At 58.8% G+C, this 18,914-nt stretch carries 13 protein-coding genes, 1 rRNA gene and 1 pseudogene; 10 read left to right on the top strand and 5 right to left on the bottom strand.

From position 1 onward, the window contains the following. Positions 1–89 precede the first annotated feature (89 nt). Entirely contained in the window at positions 90–428 is a 339-nt protein-coding gene (locus tag CQ009_RS21520) for a hypothetical protein (RefSeq protein WP_007918987.1), read from the top strand. Between the two features lie 576 nt (positions 429–1,004). Here CQ009_RS21520 and lapD read toward each other — a convergent pair. After that, complete coding sequence (lapD, locus tag CQ009_RS21525) at positions 1,005–2,951, bottom strand: cyclic di-GMP receptor LapD (RefSeq protein ID WP_064389072.1); 1,947 nt, start codon at positions 2,949–2,951, stop codon at positions 1,005–1,007. A gap of 14 nt (positions 2,952–2,965) precedes the next feature. Next, positions 2,966–3,658: a cysteine protease LapG gene (gene lapG / locus CQ009_RS21530; RefSeq protein WP_064389073.1), complete on the bottom strand. Its 693-nt coding sequence runs from the start codon at positions 3,656–3,658 to the stop codon at positions 2,966–2,968. Positions 3,659–3,855: 197 nt separating this feature from the next. On the opposite strand from lapG, the gene CQ009_RS21535 reads away from it, so the two are divergent. From CQ009_RS21535 to CQ009_RS21555, 5 genes are all read left to right on the top strand, one after another. Continuing rightward, the gene (locus tag CQ009_RS21535; RefSeq protein ID WP_064389074.1) at positions 3,856–4,566 is read left to right on the top strand and encodes a GntR family transcriptional regulator; all 711 of its coding nucleotides are present in this window, start codon (positions 3,856–3,858) and stop codon (positions 4,564–4,566) included. A gap of 749 nt (positions 4,567–5,315) precedes the next feature. Further along, complete coding sequence (locus CQ009_RS21540) at positions 5,316–6,089, top strand: DUF3050 domain-containing protein (protein WP_371920180.1); 774 nt, start codon at positions 5,316–5,318, stop codon at positions 6,087–6,089. Then, positions 6,086–7,015, top strand: a complete 930-nt coding sequence (locus CQ009_RS21545) for a diiron oxygenase (protein ID WP_105708647.1) — start codon at positions 6,086–6,088, stop codon at positions 7,013–7,015. The genes CQ009_RS21540 and CQ009_RS21545 overlap by 4 nt, the downstream gene beginning before the upstream one ends. A gap of 13 nt (positions 7,016–7,028) precedes the next feature. Then, complete coding sequence (locus CQ009_RS21550) at positions 7,029–10,421, top strand: non-ribosomal peptide synthetase (RefSeq protein ID WP_105708649.1); 3,393 nt, start codon at positions 7,029–7,031, stop codon at positions 10,419–10,421. A gap of 22 nt (positions 10,422–10,443) precedes the next feature. Further along, positions 10,444–10,911 carry an SRPBCC family protein gene (locus CQ009_RS21555; protein WP_064389078.1) on the top strand — a complete coding sequence of 156 codons (468 nt, stop codon included), beginning with the start codon at positions 10,444–10,446 and terminating at the stop codon, positions 10,909–10,911. A gap of 142 nt (positions 10,912–11,053) precedes the next feature. On the opposite strand, the gene CQ009_RS30495 is transcribed toward CQ009_RS21555, so the two are convergent. Next, positions 11,054–11,839 carry a methyl-accepting chemotaxis protein gene (locus tag CQ009_RS30495; protein WP_371857642.1) on the bottom strand — a complete coding sequence of 262 codons (786 nt, stop codon included), beginning with the start codon at positions 11,837–11,839 and terminating at the stop codon, positions 11,054–11,056. Positions 11,840–11,908: 69 nt separating this feature from the next. Then, a pseudogene (locus CQ009_RS30500) lies at positions 11,909–12,934 on the bottom strand (cache domain-containing protein); the annotation flags it as partial. A 304-nt stretch (positions 12,935–13,238) separates the two neighbouring features. Here CQ009_RS30500 and CQ009_RS21565 point away from each other — a divergent pair. From CQ009_RS21565 to CQ009_RS21580, 4 genes are all read left to right on the top strand, one after another. Continuing rightward, entirely contained in the window at positions 13,239–13,739 is a 501-nt protein-coding gene (locus CQ009_RS21565) for a sigma-70 family RNA polymerase sigma factor (RefSeq protein WP_105708651.1), read from the top strand. Then, positions 13,739–14,740, top strand: a complete 1,002-nt coding sequence (locus CQ009_RS21570; RefSeq protein ID WP_105708653.1) for a FecR domain-containing protein — start codon at positions 13,739–13,741, stop codon at positions 14,738–14,740. Before CQ009_RS21565 ends, CQ009_RS21570 begins: the two co-directional genes overlap by 1 nt. An 88-nt stretch (positions 14,741–14,828) precedes the next feature. Then, the gene (locus CQ009_RS21575) at positions 14,829–17,333 is read left to right on the top strand and encodes a TonB-dependent siderophore receptor (protein ID WP_105708655.1); all 2,505 of its coding nucleotides are present in this window, start codon (positions 14,829–14,831) and stop codon (positions 17,331–17,333) included. Between the two features lie 78 nt (positions 17,334–17,411). After that, a complete protein-coding gene (locus CQ009_RS21580) occupies positions 17,412–18,590 on the top strand; it encodes a PepSY domain-containing protein (RefSeq protein ID WP_105708658.1) in 1,179 nt (392 codons plus the stop codon). Positions 18,591–18,662: 72 nt separating this feature from the next. Here the strand turns inward: CQ009_RS21580 and rrf are convergent. Then, positions 18,663–18,778, bottom strand: a 5S ribosomal RNA gene (rrf, locus tag CQ009_RS21585). Positions 18,779–18,914: the final 136 nt, after the last annotated feature.

The following is an 18,914-nucleotide window of genomic DNA, read 5'->3' on the forward strand; positions in this document are numbered from 1 at the left end:
GTGACGATTGCGTCGCCGCCCCGCATACTCGCGCACAGTTGGCTATGCTGCTGACAGCATGACGCTGGTTCATTTCCGAGGGATGCTCAATGTTTTACGTGCAACGCGATGCGCAAGGTCTGTTGATTCGCGTGGAAGCCGCGGCCTACGCCGAGGCCACGGAAACGCTGCCGGCCGACAGCCATGAAATCCAGGCCTGGTTCGCCAATGAAGTGGTGGAAACCAGCCTGAAACAGCTCAAGCAGAGCGACTTCGAAATGATTCGGGTACTCGACGACCTGATTCAGGTGCTGACCCAGAAAGGCGTGATCCGCGTCACCGACCTGCCACCTGCGGCCCAGGCCAAACTGATGGACCGGACTCAGGCGCGTGAGGCATTGGGCGGGTTGAGCCAGTTGATCGATGAGGATGAGGGCGGGTTGATCTGATCCGCTCAGAATCAAAAGCCCCTCACCCCAGCCCTCTCCCGGAGGGAGAGGGAGCCGACCGAGGTGTCTGGCGTCATACATCGACCTGAAAAACCGGGTCGATTATGGATTCAGCACAAATCGTTCACGTCGGCGTATCTCCCGAATATCCCCTAATCAGTCCCCTTTCCCGGAAGGAGAGGGGGCCGACCGAGGTGTCAGCCGCTATACATCGACCTGAGAGATCGGGTCGATTATGGATTCAAAACAAATCGCTCACGTCGGCGGACTTCCCGAATATCCCCCAATCAGTCCCCTTGAGGGAGAGGGCGCCGACCGAGGTGTCTGGCGTCATACATCGACCTGAGAAACCGGGTCGATTATGGATTTAAAACAAATCGCTCATGTCGGCGTACTTCCCGAACAACCCCCAATCAGTCCCCCCTGCCTCCGTGAGAGGGACCGACCGAAGTGTCTGACGCTATAAAATCGAGTCGATTATGGATTCAGCGCAAATCGCTCACGTCGGCGTATTGCGTCAATATCCCACGGTCAGTCCCCTCTCCCTCTGGGAGAGGGTTAGGGTGAGGGTTGCTCTTACCGCCAAGGCTTCGGTTCACCCAACAACTGCCCCTGAACCCCATACAAGCCCATCTCGCGAATCACCGCCAACTCGCCTTCCGTCTCGACCCGCTCGGCAATCAGCGGCAGATCAATGCTGTGCGCCGCGCGCTGGATCGCTTCGATGAACAAGCGCTTGTCGCCCTCCTGATCAATCGCGCGAATGTAGCTGCCATCAATCTTCAAGTACGCCAGCCCCAACCGCGCCAGGTTGCCGATCATGCTGAAGCGCCCACCAAAGCGCTGCAGACTCAGTGAGAAGCCCAGCTCACGCAGGCGCCGGGTCAACTGCTCCAGCACCGCTTGCTCCGGCAACTGCTCCTCGCCGATCTCAAGGGTCAGGCGCGCGCCGAGGTTGGAATGCGCGCGCAGAATCTCGAAGACTTTATTCAGTGCCTGCGGATCGGCCAACGTCGCCGAGGACAAGTTCAGCGCCAGCGACTCCTCGTGTCCTTTCATCTGTTCCAGCACACGTTCGAGCATCAGCCGATCGAGCCGGGCGGTCCAGCCAAAGCGCTCCAGCCACGGCAGGAAGCGTCCGGCCGGAATGGTCTGGCCCTGCTCGTCGAGCAGACGCGAGAGCACTTTGTAATGCAGTACCAGTTGCGAGTCCTGAGCCGCCACCACCGGTTGGAAATACAGCTCGAACCGCTGCTGACTCAACGCCTGATCCAGCAGGCGATGCCAGGCGTGATGATCGTCGCCAACGTCCGCCGTGAGGCTCTGATCAATGCAGGCCCAGTTCTGCTCACCCTGCCCTTCGGCTTGCGCCAGTGCTTGATCACCGAGACTGAGCACCGATTGCGGCGAATCGCCGTGGGCGAAAGGCGCCAGGCCGATCGACGCCACCGCTGCCACATCGGTCGCGCCGGTGGCGTGCAGGCTGCTCAAGGCATTGTCGAGGTTCTGCGCCAGTTGCAGCGCTTCTTCACGCACCAGGCCTGGCGCCAGCACGGCAAATTCACCGCCGCGAATTCGCGTGACGAGATTCTGGGTTTCCGGGTATTTGGCGCATTCACGCGACAGTTGCTCGCCGACCGCTTTCAACAGTTCATCGGTGCGCTGGCCACCGAGCCGTTGGTTGAGGCCGGCCAGATCCTTGACCCGCAACAGCAGCAGATAACCGGAACTGGCCTGCTCCGGGTTGCTCACGCGGTTGTTCAACTGCATCTCGAAATAACGGCGGTTGGCCAACCCGGTCAGGTTGTCCTGATACGACTCGGCACGCAGCTTTTCACTGCGCTCGGCCTGTTCCTGAAACAGCGCCTTGAGCTTCTCGACCATCTGGTTCATCGCCTGCACCACGCGACGCAACTCAGGCGTGCGCGGCAGATCCGGCAGACTCAGGAATTCGCGCCGGGCGATGGCGTGGGATTGCTTGACCATGTAATCCAGCGGCTTCAATTGCCGACGCAGCAGCAACGCGCCGAGCACTGCACTGATCGCACCACAGATCAGCAGCCAGCCAAGGCTGCCCAACGCGCTCTGCCACAGCTTGGCCACAGCAAACATCGGGTGACTGACTACCTCAACCCTTGCCGCCTGTTCCCAGCCGCGGCTGACCAGTGCATCGCCACCGGCCGGCTCCAGTCCGATCAGTCTGACGAACCAGTCCGGCACATTGCTGACGGCCGGAATGCCGCTGCGCTCGACAATCGTCTGATCGGTCTTCACATCGACTACACGGATGCTCGCGTAGTAACCGCTGTCGAAAATCGAGCTGACCAACAACTCGACCATCGCCGGGTCGTCGATATTCGGCGTCAACGACAGGGCCAGCGCTGTTGCAGCGTCCTGAGCATGGGAACGCAACTGGTTGACGTACTGGGTACGCGAGCTTTCCAGACTGACCATGAAGCTGCCGGTGAAGGCGACCACCAGGAACAGACAGATAGCGATCAACAGCTGTTTGAACAAAGACATCTGAGCGCGTGCTCCTAGTTAGTCGTCTCGACCGGAAAACCTTCGGCCTGCATTTTCTTCAAGACATCCTGCCAGCGTGACAGGCGTTTGGTGTCACCAACCTTTTTGTTGCCCTTGGCTCCGGGCAAATACAGACCTTCGGCATTGAAAGAGTAGACCGGCAGCAAATCGGTTCGCTGCGAGGCCGGCTGGATCGGATCGATCAGGCTGTCGAGCACCAGCGGCATGGCATCGGGGGTGGCATAGTAAGTCAGGACCATGTGCGCGCGGTTCTGGCGCAGTGCCTTGACGTAGGTGATGCGCAGCTTGTCACTGGAAACCCCGAGGTGGCGCAGGCTGAAATACTTGGCTATCGCATAGTCTTCGCAGTCACCGGCGCCCTTCCACAGCGCCTCGATGGGCGTTTCCCAATAATCGACCTCGTGCCACAGATCGATGTCTTCGACGTAGCGCACCTGTTTGTTGAAGAACAGGTTGACCACTTTGAGTTTTTCCATCTCGCTGACTTGCTTCTGTGTGGCCAGCAGATTCTGCCAGGCATCGATGCGTTGCTGCCCGGCGCCCAGCGGCCCGTAGAGCGCAGAGGCCTTGCGGCTGATCACGGAAAAATCCCAATCGGCATGCAGACCGCCCAGCATGACGCCGGCCAGCAGCAGTGCGCAGCCTAGCCAGCGCAGAGTCCGGGGGATCGCGAAACGTACCGCCACAGCAGGTTTCCAAGGGGGCAGGATAGAAAGCGTTTGATGGTGAAGCTTAGCCCGCTAAAAAACAATGGCACCATGAGATCATCGCGACCGCGCTAAACTGCAAATGTAACGGCGTTCTTCTACACGGTTTGACAACCTGTAGAGCAATCACTAGTGTCATTTGGATCCAAATTCAGCCGAAAACAGGGTGCGTAGTCGTGACACAGAAGCCCAAACCGTTGCACAGCATCAAAGTCGATGGACCGATCCCTGCGCATCTTGCCCGTTCGGTCATCGAGGAAACCCTGCGCGCTGCCATCCTTGATGGGCGCCTGCCTTGCGGTACTGCGCTGCGCCAGCAGGATCTGGCCGATCTGTTCGGGGTCAGCCGCATGCCGGTGCGCGAAGCCTTGCGCCAGCTCGAAGCGCAGGATCTGCTCAGCGTCACCGCGCACAAAGGCGCGGTGGTCGCACCCCTGATTCAGGGCGATGCCCCCGAAACCTATCAACTGCGGATTCTGCTCGAGACCGAAGCCCTGCGGCAGTCGATTCCTTTGCTGACCAGCGCCGATCACGAACGCGCGGCCGGCTATATAGAAGAGCTCGAACACCAACACGACTACAGTGAAATTGGCCGGCTCAATCGTCTGTTCCACATGACCCTGTACAGCATGGCACCCAACCGGCGCCTGCTGCGGCTGGTCGAAGACGGGCTCAACGAAGAAGAACGCTTCCTGCGTTTCAATCTCGAAGCCATGGGCCTGGGCAAGCTGTCACAGGACGACCACCGGGCGATGCTGCAAGCGGCAATCGCGCGTGATGTCGAAGGCTCGGTGAGGTTGCTGGTGCATCACCTCAATCGTGGTGTCGATGTCATCACACGCTACCTTGCCAGCCCCGCCAGCCAGAGCCGCAAAACCTCGCGCTGAGGCCGTTGCTGCCGACGAATCACCCGCTTACAAATCCCTCGCCCGCGCCGCCACGAACGCCAGTGGCGGACTGGCGCACCTGCTCTAACCTTCCCGCGCCGCGCAGTCCGGTTTCGCCCTTCGCGATCACCAATCGGTAATAGCCGTGGCGGCAATTTACCCGCACTCTTGATCCGCCAACCCAATAAAGAACGGGCGACGCACCGCATCGTCGGCGCAGTCCCCGCACCAGGAACCTACGGAAGGAGCCTTGTCACGGGAAAAGGAAGTACAGGCGCCGGTCCCGGCCAACTTTCGCCCCTTTAAAACATTTAATTCTCTTCAGTAGAAAGTTGCTTCGAGTGAGGCATTCACTCTTGTCGATCGATTTTGGCCGTTATTAGCCGAAAGGAGCAACTACGCCCAAATAAAACTTAAATAAAAAGTTTTATCAGCACTCTTCATACTTGAAAAACAGCAAACTTGAAATAATTGAAAATATACTTGTTAAACACTTTCCGTCTGTATTAGTTTTTTCCACGCCGAGTTTGAACTTCGCCATACATTTCGGCACACGCCCAAAGCATCACCGGCAATGACTGCGGACTTAGGGCTAAACACCCATGGCGCCGCCGACGGGTACTACTGACTTTTCGGCAATAGCAGAGAGTTTCAATCAGCTGCAGCCACGACACATGCAAGTTACGGCAGCATTGATTGTTTAGTTGAAACAGCCGTTCCATTTCATATCAATGATAAAGGACATCATGATGCCCATTAAGAACCAACTCGCCCTGAAGAAAGCTGAACTGAGTATTCACCCGATCTTTTCCGAGATTACTTCGTTATCGGTATTACGTCGGTTCATGGAGACCCACGTATTTGCGGTGTGGGACTTCATGTCGCTGACCAAGCGTCTGCAACAGGAATTGACCTGCACCCGCTTGCCCTGGCTACCGCCACGCGATCCGCATGCCGCCCGGCTGATCAACGAGATCGTCTTGGGTGAAGAATCGGACGATCGTCTGGCAGAGGGGCACTACAGCCATTTCGAGTTGTACCTGGATGCAATGCGCGAAATTGGCGCCAGCACCACAGCAGTAGAGCGCTTTGTTGCTCTGCAGCAGGAGGGCGTGGGTTATGACGTGGCGTTGCAAAGCGTCGACGTTGATCCGGCCGCCGCGCAATTCGTCCGCGACACCTTGCGCATCGCCCTGCATGCGCCGGGACATAGCGTGGCCGCAGCGTTCTTGCATGGTCGCGAGAGCGTGATCCCGACCATGTTCCAGCGCATCCTCGATGATTGGGGCATCGGCATCGAGCAGGCACCGACCTTTCGTTATTACCTGGAACGGCACATCGAGGTCGATTCCGAGGATCACGGTCCGGCGGCGGAGCAATTGCTGGACCGACTGGTCGATGGCGACCCGCAGCGTGAGGCCGAGGTCTACGCCAGCGCCATCGCCGCCGTGGAAAGCCGCATCGCCCTGTGGGACGGCCTGCGCCTGAGCATGCGTGAGCCATTGGCGGAGGTGGCCCAATGAATGCCGCCGACTATCAATCTTTCGCGGATGTCTGGGAGAGTCGCGCGACCATTCGCACCCGCCCTCGACGTGTGCTGGAGGACGACGAGCGCCTGATCTATCCCCTCAGCCGGCAACCCCTGGTGCTCAGTGAAACCTTCCTGCGCGAATGCCCGCAACAGCGTGATTTCGCGCTGGTGCAGACGCTGTACAAGTTCATCAACGATGTGGTGATTTTCGAAACGGAAATCGTCGACAAGACCGCACGCAGCATCGCCAAGGATCGCTTCGCCGTGCCCTTCCCGTTCGCCTGTCGTTACGACGCGATGACCGTGGTGGTCGACGAGGATTACCACGCGTTGGTGGCGATGGATTTCATGCAACAAACGGTGGCGATGACCGGCATCGAGCCGATCCGGTTGCCCGATGAAATCGAGTTGAGCCGGGCGATTCCGGCGGCTGTAGCGCTGGCACCGGAGCACCTGCGCAGCGCGGTCGAATTGATTTGCGTGGCTATTGCTGAAAACACCGTGACCGGCGATGTCGCCGCGTTCGCCCGCGACGACTCGGTCAAACCGTCGATCAAAGGCCTGATGGCCGATCACTTACTTGATGAAGGTCGCCATTCGAGTTTCTGGGCGCGGATGGTGCGCATCTATTGGTACACCGCAAACGCGGCGGATCGCGAAACCATTGCGCAGATCCTGCCGGTGTTCATCGGCCACTACCTGACCAACGACATCCAGAAAGCCTTCGACCTGCGCCTGATCGATGCGCTGCCGGTCAGCGAGGCCACACGGCGCTCGCTCAAAGACGAAATGGCCGGACTGGCGTTCCCGATCAATCGCCATCACCCGCTGGTGGGCAACATCGTCAAGTTCTTCCACAACAGCTCGCTGCTCGACACACCGTGCGTGCAGCACGCCCTGCGCGACTACCTGGTTTGATGAGGAGGCCGACATGAAACGTCTCGACATTTTGCTGATTGGCACCAGTCAGGCCATGACCGATCTGGCGCAGGAACTTGAACAACACGGTCACTCCTTGCAACGCAGCGTTGCGGGTACATCGACGGTGGATCTGATCATCGACGATGGCTTCCTCGGCGCCGGCGATCACTGCGCCATCCCGCACCTGCATTTGCGTCTGGGCGTCTGCGCGCACAGCGCAGCGGGTTTACCAACACTCGATCTGCTGTGCTTTCTCGGCTCATCACTGATCAGTCGTGTGCCGATTGGTGATGAACCGTCCGGCAACGGTCAGGCACTGCGTCAGCGGGTACTGACGCATATCGTCGACGAAGTAGCCTTGCTAGTCAGCCGCTTCTCCCGCGATACGGATTATTTTCAGCAGACCACATCGCTGAAAGCCCCGGATTTCGAGCGCATGGAAAACCTGCTGTTTCTCGAGAGCCTGGCGTACGTCCATCACCACAACGACACCGCGAATACGGCGTTGCTGGAACAGGCGAAGGCTCCCGTTATCGAGCGGCTGCAACAGAGCCTGATCGAGCACGCCAAACGCCCGGCGTTGCACATCGGCGAACGCTCCTTCAGTTACCAGCAATTGCACGCCCATAGCCGGGCTATTCAACAGCGTTTGCTGCCGTTACTTGAGCAGCATCCGCAGCCATGGGTGGTCGGTATCTGCCTGCCGAAAAGTCCGGCGCTGTTCGCCTCGATTCTGGCGATCCTCGGCAGCGGCGCGGTGTACTTGCCGCTGGAGCCGAGCCATCCGCTGCAGCGTCAGCAATACATTCTGCACAACGCCGGCGCGTTGTTGCTGCTGCACGATGGCGAGCATCCGCTGAGCGCAACGATGGCTGGGCTCGACGTCAGTGGCGTCGACAGCGCCGAAGCCGATCTCGGCCAACCGTTGATGCGCCAGCGTCCTGAACTTGAGGCGCCGTGCATGGCGCTTTACACCTCGGGTACCACCGGCCATCCCAAAGGTGTGTTGCTCAGTCAGGCCAACCTTGCGCACTTCACCGCTTGGTACGCCGAGTACGTGCAGTTGCACGCCAAGAGTCGGGTGCTGCAGTTTTCTTCGTTGAGTTTCGATTCATCGTTGATCGATATCTTCCCGACCTTACTTTCAGGCGCCGAACTGGTGGTGCCCGACGACACGCAGCGGCGTGATCCGCTGCAACTGATCGCGCTGATCCGTCGTCGGCAACTGAGCCACGCGTTCCTGCCGCCGGCGCTGCTGAGCATCCTGCCGCTGGAACAACTGGAAGGTGTGCAAGTGATGACCGGTGGCGATGTCTGCGAGCCGTTCGTCATCGAGCAACTGACCCGCCAGGGCACGCTGCACAACCTTTATGGCCCGACCGAAGCCACGGTGCTGATCACCGCGCGGCAACTGCAACCCGGCGACAGCAACCGCAGTCTCGGCGCGCCCATCGCCAACAGCCAGGTGTTGATTCTCGATGACGATTTGCAGCCCGTGCCGGAGCAAACCGTCGGCGAATTGTTCATCGTCGGCCCCGGTGTCTGCCTCGGTTATCTGAACAATCCACAGCAGACCGCCGAGCGTTATCTGACCTTGAATCTGCCGGACGGCCAAACGTTGCGCGCCTACCGCAGCGGTGACATGGCGAAGTGGGGCGAGCACGGGATCGAGCTGTGTGGGCGACGCGACAATCAGGTGAAGATCCGGGGTTTCCGGGTCGAGCCGGAAGAGATCGAGCGTTGCCTGCGCGAGAGCCGGCTGTACCGGCAAGTGGCGGTGGTGATCGACAGCCAGCGGCGGATTCTGGCGTTCCTCGCGCAAGCGCAATCAGACACCGCACGCGAAGCGCTCAAGGCCCACGCCCGACAGTTTTTGCCGGACTACATGCAACCGGTGGCGTGGACCGAACTGTCGAGCATGCCGTTCGCCAGCAACGGCAAGGTCGACCGCAAAACGCTGCTGGAACTGCCGGTGAGCGTGCAGGACACCGGCCCGAAGTGCCTGCCGGCAAATGCCGACGAAGCGCTACTGCTGGAGATCTGGGCCGAGTTGCTGGAGCTGCCGGGCAGCGACATCTCTACCGACGAAAGCTTCTTCAATCTCGGCGGCCACTCGATTCTGTTGTCGCGGATGTTGCTGCGTTTGCGTGAGGAGTTCGGCCGCAGCATTTCGATCAATCGCTTCATCGAACTGCCGACCATCATCAAGCTTGCGACGCTGGTGCGCGGCACCGATGACAGCGCCGTACTTAGCGCTCAGGCCATGGCCGACGCCGAGCGTGCACTGGAAATCGATCCGCTGCCGATCAGCCGCATGGGCGATGTGCACAAGGTCATCGTCACTGGCGCCAACAGCTTTGTCGGTGTGCACATCGTCGAGGCGCTGCTCGGTTGGGGTGCCAGCGAAGTGGCGTGTCTGGTGCGCGACGGCGGCGGGCAAACAGCGGCGCAACGCTTTGCCGAGTCACTGCGAGAAAACCGCCTGGAGCATCTGGATCTGCGTCGTGTGCGGGTTTACGCGGCGGATATAACGCGTCCGCAGTTGGGCCTGGATGACGACGATTATCAGCGCCTCGATCGTGAGTTCGGCGCACTGGTGCACAACGCTGCCAACGTTAACCACGTACTCGATTACGAGTCGCTGGCGGCAGACAACGTCGAGCCGATTTTTGCCCTGCTGCGTTTGTGCGAAGGGCAGAGCAAAAAGGTTTTCAATTTCGTCTCGACGCTGTCGGCTTCAAGTACGGTCGACGACGCGGGGCGAGTGCTGGAATTGCCTGCCGCGTCAACGCCGCCGATCTACATTCGCAACGGCTACAACCTGTCGAAGTGGGTCGGCGAACGCATTCTCGAACGGGCGCGGGAACGGGGTGTGCGGGTCAACTTGTATCGCCCCGGCAACATCAGTTTCAACAGTTTGAGCGGCGTCTGTCAGCCGCACAAAAACCGTTTGATGTTGATGCTCAAAGGCTCGATCCAGCTCGGTCAGGTGCCGGCCTTCGCACTGAACTTCGACCTGATGCCGGTGGACTTTCTCGCCCGCTTCATCGCCTTCCACGCCAGCCGTTATTCGCCCGAGCGCGCGGTGTTCAACCTGCATAACCCCGAGCCGCTGAGCTGGGATGCCTACGTCGCGTCGTTCCGCGAAACCGGCAGCGAGTTCGCGCTGGTCAGCGTCGCCGACTGGCAGCAGCAACTGGGGCGCGTCGATGCCGACAACGCGTTGTTCGGCGTACTCGGTTTCTACCTCAACGGCTTTGAGGAAGACATCGGTGACATCTCGCTGATCGGCCACGCCAACGCCCAGGCCGGCGTGCAGCAAATGGGGGCGCACTACCCGCAAAAATCCCCGGCGCTGCTGCGTCGTGGCTGCGACTACCTGAAAGAAATCAACTTCATCTGACTCAACAACAAGGAGCAACACCATGAGCAATTTGCAACCGGACACCCTGATCAAAAATCCGCATGGCTGCCACGTTGTGTCGTCGGTGGAGGTACCGGCGGACGCGGTGCAGGTCTGGGCAGTGGTCGGTAACTTCGGCGGTTTCGACCGCTTCATTCCGGCGCTGTCGCACATCGAAATGACCGGTGAGGGTGTGTCCTCGCTACGCAAGAAATGCTTCAAGGACGGCAACGTGGTGGTCGAACAACTCAACTCCCGCGATGAGCAGGCACGCAGCATGACCTGGACAACGATTTACAACACGCTGGGGGTGGCGAATCTGTGGGCGGCGATGAATGTGGAAGCGCTGGGCGCAGGCAAGTCCCGGGCGACGTGGACGATCATTGCCGAGCCGGCCTCGGGCGGTGAGGAAGCGCTGCCCGGGTTCAAGGATTTTGTGCAGGGGTTTGCCGATGATGCGATGGGGAATGTGCTGAAGCTGTTTGTTTAAGGCTTGAGTTTGGCGGTGAGTTGTAGACCGCTATCGCGAGCAGGCTCACTCCTACAGTTGATCGGGTTCCTTCAGATGGAACCCGGTTAATTTGTAGGAGCGAGCCTGCTCGCGATGAACGATAACGCGGTCTGACTTGAGGTCAGATCTTGAAGCTGTCGACCAGTTGCTTCAGGCGGTTGGCCTGCTGCGACAACGCATCACAATCCTTCAACGTTTCATTGAGGTTGGCCACGCTCTGCTGGTTCAGCAGGTTGATCTGGTTGACGTCGACGTTGAGAGTTTCCACTACGGCGGTCTGCTCTTCGGTAGCGGCGGCGACCGACTGGTTCATGCCGTCGATTTCGCCGATACGCTGGGTCACGCTGACCAGGCGCAAACCGGCCTGATTGGCCACTTCAACGCTTTGCTCGCTGGACGCCTGGCTGGCGTTCATCGTGCTCACCGCTTCACGCGAACCGACTTGCAGCGACGTGATCATCTTGTGGATCTCTTCCGCCGACTCCTGGGTGCGATGGGCAAGGTTACGCACCTCGTCCGCCACCACGGCAAAACCACGTCCGGCTTCACCGGCACGCGCCGCTTCGATCGCGGCGTTGAGTGCCAGCAGGTTGGTCTGTTGCGAGATGCCTTTGATCACATCGAGGATGTGGCCGATGTTGTCGGTGCTGGCATTGAGGGTTTCGATCTGCGTGCACGACAGGCTGATCTTCTGCGACAGCTCGGTCATCGCCAGGATCGTCTGCTCGACCACCTGACGCCCATCATCGGCCTGCTCACTGGCGCCGCTGGCGTGTTGCGAAGCATCGGCGGCGTTGCGGGCGATTTCCTGAGTAGCAGCGCCCAGTTCGTTGATCGCCGCAGCGACGCTGTTGGTGCGCGCGCTTTGTTCGTCAGAACCGACGATCGAGGCGTTGGACGACGCCATCACCCGTTGCGACAGGTCATGTACATGGCGAGTCGCCGAAGACACTTCGGAAATCGACGCATGAATTCGCTCGACGAACTGGTTGAACGCACTGCCCAGCTCGCCGAACTCATCTTTGCTCTCAACCACCAGACGACGGGTCAGGTCGCCCTCGCCCTGAGCGATGTCCTGCATCGCGCGGCCCATGGTGGTCAGCGGACGCATCAGCACGTTGATCAACAGGCTGAGCAGCAGCGCAATCGCGCCGACAGCGACAAACATCGCGATCAGTGCCGAGGTGCGGAATTGGCTGAGTGCGGCGTAGGCTTTGTCGCGATCGATCGACAGACCGATGTACCACTGCGCATTCGGCAGATCGCTGACCGGGGTGAACGACAGAATGCGTTCCTGGCCGTTGAGCACGACGTTCTGGTTGCCCTTCTCGATGCGTACGCTGGTGTTCGGGTAGATGTCTTTCAGGTTTTTCATGACCTGATCTTTGTCCGGACTGACAATCACTTGACCGTCGGCGCTGACCAGGAACGCGTGGCCGAGGCCGCCGAAGTCAACCGAGTTGATGATCTTCACCAGGGTTTCCAGGCTCAAGTCACCACCAACCACGCCGAGCAGCTCGCCGTTCTTTTTCACCGGCATGGCGATGGTCACTACCAGGCCACCGACAGCGGCCATGTACGGCGGCGTCAGCATGGTTTTGTCAGCCACAACGGCTTGCTTGTACCAAGGGCGCTGACGCGGATCGTAGCCGTCCGGCATCTTCGCGTCAGGGCGCTGGGTGAACACACCGTTGGCCTGACCGACGTAGGTGAACTGGAAATTCGAGGTGAAGGCCGGTTGATCGACCAGACCCGGGAAGTCGGCGTCCTTGCCCTGATGGGCAACGTTCTGCGCGAGGTTTTCCAGCACCAGAATCCGCCCGCTCATCCAGTTCTGCACGCTGCTGGCGGTCAGATCACCGGCCTGCTGCACAGAGGACTGGAGGTTCTGGCGAATGGTGTTTCGCTGCAGATAGTCGTTGTAGAGGGTGAACAGCGCGAACGCCAGGACCACGACGCCCGAGGCGGCCAACAGGATTTTATGGCTGAACTTGAGATTCATTTCATGGGACTTCTTATGCCAAAAGTGGGGATGCGTTCCGGATGCAACATTCCATGTACAGCGCAGGCAGCGTTCTTCTGGCCGCTCTACTTTGGTGCACGCATGTCTCACCAGTCTGTCGGCACGTTTCGGAGAAATCTTAGGGTCGTGGGGGAAATGGATGGAATTTCTGGCGGATTCCCGCCGAACGGCGCGCTAGAGCGGCTGATAACCGGTTTTTTACGACGGTCGCATCAACGGCAGTTGCAAATTCTGTAACCCTTGATGACAATGCGAGTAATTATCATTTGTGACGTTCGCGTTCATGTCCTCACCTGAGTTTGCAGTACAGGCGCTTTACAGTAGTCATCACGGCTGGCTCAACGCTTGGCTGCGCGTGCGGTTGGGCAATGCAGCGGATGCAGCAGATCTGGCACAGGACACCTTCGTGCGCCTGTTGCAACGCACCGAACGCCTCGAACTCAAAACGCCCCGCGCCTTTCTGCGTACCGTCGCTCGCGGCCTGGTGATTGATCACTGGCGCCGCGAGGAAATCGAACGCGCCTATCTGGAAACCATCGCACATCTACCCGAAGCCGAAACGCCGAGTGCCGAAGCCCGCGCACTGGTGATCGAACTGCTGGAGAGCATCGCGCGCATGCTTGAAGGACTGAAACCGAAAGTGCGTCAGGCCTTTCTGTTGGCGCAGTGCGAAGGGTTGACCCACAAGCAGATCGCCGAACAGATGGGTTTGTCGCTGCGCTCAGTGGAACGCTATGTCGCTGATGCGCTGTATCACTGCTACGTACTGCGGTACGAAAGCTGATGCCTGTGGATAACGTGTCTCTCGGACGTCGCGGCGAGCCGCAGCAGCAAGTGGTCAAGCAAGCCATCCATTGGCTGTTGCGCTTGCGCAATAACCATGGCAACTCGAGGTTGAATCGCCAGTGTGAGCAGTGGCGTGCCGAACACCACGAGCATGAACTGGCCTGGCAACGGGTGCAGTCGCTGCAAGCCGAGTTGAGCAGTAACCTTCGCGCGGTGCCCGGTGCGCAAGTGGCATTCAATACCCTGGAAAACGGCGCACAGGGTTTGGGTCGGCGACAGGCTTTGAAGTTGTTGTCTGGCGCATTGCTGATGGGCTCCGCCGCTTGGTTGGCCAAGGACACGGCTGCGTGGCAGCAATGGCGTGCCGATTACGCCACAGCGACTGGCGAGCGTCGCGGCTTCCAGCTGCCGGACGGCACGCGCATCGAACTCAACACCGCCAGCGCCGTGGATCTGGATTACACCGCGCAGCAGCGCCTGATCAAACTGACTCGCGGCGAGATCATTGTCACGTGTGGTGGCTCCGACGAGGGCGCGCCGTCTGATCGGCCGCTGCGCGTACAAGATCGTCACGGGGCTTATGAGCCCGTCGATGCCCGCTTCATTTTGCGTCAGGAACATGACTGCACTCGGCTCAGCGTCACCCATGGTGAAGTTGCGATCCTTTCCGGCAGCACTTCGGTACAGGCACTCGCCGGGCAGAGTTATCTGATCGACCATCATCAGGTCCGCCCGGCCCCGACGCCGGACATGGACGCTGGCGCTTGGGTCGATGGCTTGATCGTCACACGCAATATGCGCCTCGGTGATTTCCTCAGCGAAGTCGGACGTTATCGTCAGGGCTTTCTGACCTGCGCTTCGGACGTTTCCGACTTGCGTCTGTCCGGCGTGTTCCGCCTCGAAGACACCGACAAGCTGTTGGCCATCCTGCCGCAGACGTTGCCGGTGAAATTGCGCTATCGCACCCGCTGGTGGGTGACCCTGGAACATGTCGTGTGAAATTATTCTGGCGGGTTTTCGCAGACTGTCCGGCTTAGTCAGTAAGCACTTCAACTCAAGCGTTTGCGACTTCCTACGGAAACCCACAATGACTGTCCCCGCCACCTGTAAGAACTCTCCGAAATTCACCGGCGAATCGCGTGTTTTGCGTCATGCCGTTCGAGCAGCGCTGCTCTCTACCGCGCTGGGTGTGGCGGTGTTGCCGAGCCTGAGCGTGGCTGCCGGCACTGTTAACAGTGAAGTCGGCCAACGTTACAACATCGCTGCGGGTCCATTGGGTGAAGCGCTGAATCAATTCGCGCGTCAGGCTGGCATCACCCTGGCGATGACTCCGCAACAAACTCAGGGACGGCAATCGCCAGGCGTACAAGGTGAGTATTCGACTGATCAGGCATTGAGTCATTTGCTCGGCGGCTCCGGACTGGAAGCGATCAGTCTGGATGGCAGCAGCTACACCTTGCGGTCGGTCGCGCAAAGCGATGCACTGGCCCTGCCCACCACCGACATCAAAGGCTTCGCCCTCGGTAACGCGCTGGGCAACATGGACGGCTACAACGCCACCCACAGTCAGATCGCCACCAAAACCAGTACCGCGCTGCTGGAAACTTCGCAAAGTGTGTCCGTGGTTACTCGCGAGCAAATGGACGACCAGGGCTCGCAGACGGTCTCGCAGGCGATGCGCTACACACCCGGTGTGCTGACCAATCCGTATGGCGCAACTCACCGTTATGACTATGTCGCTATGCGCGGCTTCAACGACGGCTCGGTGGACAACATTTACCTCGACGGCCTCAAGTCGATGGGCGACAGCGGCACTTACAGCACCATGCAGGTCGATCCATATTTCCTTGAGCGCGTGGACATTCTCAAAGGCCCGTCGTCGGTTCTGTACGGTCGCAGTTCGCCGGGCGGCCTGGTGGCGTTGACCAGCAAAAAACCGCTGTATGAGGCTTACCATCAAGTGCAGGCCACGGTCGGCACGCAGGGTCAGCGCGGGGTTGGTTTTGACTTCAGCGGCCCGATCGATGACGACAAGCGCATTGCCTATCGTCTGACCGGGTTGTCGGATCAGTCCGACACCCAATTTGACCACAACAAGGAAAAACGCTTCGCCCTGGCACCGACGTTGAGTATCGATTTCAGTGAAGACACATCGCTGACGCTGCAGGCTTATCTGCAACACGATCCAGATGGCGGTTACCACGGCGGTGTACCGGCCGACGGCACCATTCATCAACGAAATGGCAACCGTATCTCGCCGCATTTCTTCGAAGGTGAGCCGGGGATTGACGGTTACTCGCGTGATCAGCAGTCGTTCGGTTATCAGTTCGAACATCGCTTCAACGATGTCTTCACTGCACGGCAGAACTTCCGCTACCTCGACTCCAAAGTGAACATGGATCAGGTCTACGCTTATGGCTGGACCACGCCAACCAGCAACGAGTTGAATCGCTACTACACCGGCGGTGATGAGCGGCTGCATGCGTTCATTGTCGACAATATGCTTCAGGCTGAATTTTTCACGGGTGCGACCAAACACACGGTGTTGATGGGCGCGGATTATCAGCGGCGTAAAACCGTGGTCGACTGGACCAGCGGCGGGCTCGCACCGATCAATGCGTTCAACCCGGTGTACGGCAACTCAGCGATCGATATGTATGGCGATACCAGTTACCTGCGGCGCCTGGAGCAGACCGGGGTTTACCTGCAAGACCTGATCGAGATGGACAAATGGCGCTTCTCGCTGGGCCTGCGTCAGGACTGGGTCGAGACATCCGATGAAAACCGCATTGCCGAAGCAGGGCGCCCTGAGGGGACAGAGATCAACGACCGCCGCACCAAACTCACTGGCCGTGCCGGCGCGCTCTACCTGTTCGATAACGGTCTGGCGCCGTACATCAGTTATTCCGAGTCGTTCAACCCTAACTCCTACGCCGACAGCGCCGGGAACCCGCTGGCACCTACCGATGGCACGCAATGGGAAGTCGGCCTGAAGTATCAACCACTGGGCACTGACAATCTGTTCACTGCATCGCTGTTTCGCATTGATCAGGAGAACCTGGCGACCAAGCTGCCGCAGGAAAACTTCTATCGCGCTGTCGGCGCTGTCCGCTCGCAAGGTCTGGAGCTGGAAGCGCACATGCAGTTGACCGACAACCTCAAAGTCCTCGGCAGCTACACCTTCACCGACATCGAGTATTCGAAGTCGATGGTCAGCACGTTGAGCACGCCGACCGATGTGATCGAGAACAAGGGCAACTCGCCGACGCAGGCACCGCGACATATGGCCTCGTTGTGGGCTGACTACAAATTCGACAGCGCGGCGCTTGATGGCCTGCGCCTCGGCGGTGGCGTGCGATATGTCGGATACAGCTGGGCGGATGCGGAGAACACCCTGAAGGTGCCGTCCTACACACTGTTCGACGCCTCGATTGGCTACGACCTGGGCAAGGTCGGGTTGAAGGGCGTCGACGTTCGGCTGAACGCGAACAATCTGACCAATGAGTCCTATGTGGCGTCCTGCGCCAGTCTGAACTTCTGCTATTTGGGTGAAGAGCGCAACGTCGCGGCGACCGTCAGCTACCAGTTCTAAACCTTTTGTCCTGTGCATAAAAAAGCCAGCCCCTGAATGTCAGGGGCTGGCTTTGTCGTATTTGAAGGAAAATTTTTCATGCGCGCATTTCTGGTTTTGTTGCATCGCTATATCGGCTTGGCCATCGCGGTATTTTTACTGCTGGCGGGAATCACCGGGAGCATTCTTGCGTTCAACCATGAGCTGGATGAGTGGTTGAATCCCGAGTTTTATAGCGCCTCGGCGCAGGGCTTACGATTGCCACCGGGCGAGCTGGTTGATGCGCTGCAAGCTGCACATCCGAAGCTGCAGGTCTGGTATATGGAGTATCCGCATGAGGCGGGGAATACGGCATTGCTGGCGGCGGTTCCGCGCAATGACCCAACGACCGGCAAGCCGTTTGATGAACGTAATCAGGTGTTCTATCTGGATCCGGTGAACGCTGAACAGAAGGGGCAGCGTTACTGGGGGGAATGCTGTTTTCAGCGGGAAAACTTTGTCCCGTTTATCCTCGAGTTCCACTACAACCTGACATTGCCAGGCAATTGGGGGTTGTGGCTGATGGGATTGGTAGCCATCGCCTGGGTGATCGATTGTTTCATCGCTTTGTGGCTGACGTTACCGCGTGGCAAGCCGTTCTGGAAGAAGTGGTCGGCGGCCTGGAAGATCAAGGGTGGGCATGCGTATCGGCTGAACTTCGACCTGCATCGCGCCGGTGGGTTGTGGTTGTGGCTTTTATTGCTGCCAATCGCTGTCAGCAGTGTGGCGATGAACTTGCCGAGTCAGGTGTTCAAGCCTGCTGTGTCGTTGTTTTCATCGATCGAACCGAGCGTCTATGAGGCACGAGGGCGGATGCCTGTGGGTGAGCTTGGGATAACGCAGTTGAGTTATCAACAGGCATACGAGAGGGCATTACAGGAGGGAAAAAGGTTAGGACTGACAGCTGGGATCGGGGAGTTGTACTACAGCTTTGAATACAACTTTTACGGTGCAGGATTTGGTCAACACGACACAGACGCTCATGGTAAATCCTGGTTGTTCTTTCACGGTACGGATGGGCGATTGCTAGGGCAGGAGATCGCTGGACAGGGAACGTTGGGGGAACAGTTTTACCGGTTGCAGTTGCCCATACACGGAGGTCGGATCATTGGTGTTACCGGGCAGGTGATGATCGCGGTACTAGGTTTTTTGATTGCGGGGTTGTCGGGGACTGGCGTTTATATCTGGTGGCGCAAATGGCTGGCACGACGCATGAGCAGGGCACGCAAAGCAGTTTGACGTTCGGTTTTGGCAGGCACTGAAATGACAAAACCCCTGTCTGCGTTAGCAGACAGGGGTTTCGGAATTTAATCTTGACGATGACCTACTCTCACATGGGGAAACCCCACACTACCATCGGCGATGCATCGTTTCACTACTGAGTTCGGGATGGGATCAGGTGGTTCCAACGCTCTATGGTCGTCAAGAAATTCTGTATCTGACCTGTCAACACGGTAACAGGCCAGCAAAAACGGATGTTTCTACTAAAACAAAACCCCAACTGCTTTCGCAATTGGGGTTTCGGAATTTAATCTTGACGATGACCTACTCTCACATGGGGAA

This window comes from Pseudomonas sp. MYb2, from assembly GCF_002979955.1.
Taxonomy (GTDB): domain Bacteria; phylum Pseudomonadota; class Gammaproteobacteria; order Pseudomonadales; family Pseudomonadaceae; genus Aquipseudomonas.

Bases quoted from the DNA above. Each gene is read 5' to 3' on its own strand.
- CQ009_RS21520 (WP_007918987.1), top strand. From the start codon at position 90: ATGTTTTACGTGCAACGCGATGCGCAAGGTCTGTTGATTCGCGTGGAA.
- lapD (WP_064389072.1), bottom strand. From the start codon at position 2,951: ATGTCTTTGTTCAAACAGCTGTTGATCGCTATCTGTCTGTTCCTGGTG.
- CQ009_RS21540 (WP_371920180.1), top strand. From the start codon at position 5,316: ATGCCCATTAAGAACCAACTCGCCCTGAAGAAAGCTGAACTGAGTATT.
- CQ009_RS21545 (WP_105708647.1), top strand. From the start codon at position 6,086: ATGAATGCCGCCGACTATCAATCTTTCGCGGATGTCTGGGAGAGTCGC.
- CQ009_RS21550 (WP_105708649.1), top strand. From the start codon at position 7,029: ATGAAACGTCTCGACATTTTGCTGATTGGCACCAGTCAGGCCATGACC.
- CQ009_RS21555 (WP_064389078.1), top strand. From the start codon at position 10,444: ATGAGCAATTTGCAACCGGACACCCTGATCAAAAATCCGCATGGCTGC.
- CQ009_RS30495 (WP_371857642.1), bottom strand. From the start codon at position 11,839: ATGGCGTCGTCCAACGCCTCGATCGTCGGTTCTGACGAACAAAGCGCG.
- CQ009_RS21565 (WP_105708651.1), top strand. From the start codon at position 13,239: ATGTCCTCACCTGAGTTTGCAGTACAGGCGCTTTACAGTAGTCATCAC.
- CQ009_RS21570 (WP_105708653.1), top strand. From the start codon at position 13,739: ATGCCTGTGGATAACGTGTCTCTCGGACGTCGCGGCGAGCCGCAGCAG.
- CQ009_RS21575 (WP_105708655.1), top strand. From the start codon at position 14,829: ATGACTGTCCCCGCCACCTGTAAGAACTCTCCGAAATTCACCGGCGAA.
- CQ009_RS21580 (WP_105708658.1), top strand. From the start codon at position 17,412: ATGCGCGCATTTCTGGTTTTGTTGCATCGCTATATCGGCTTGGCCATC.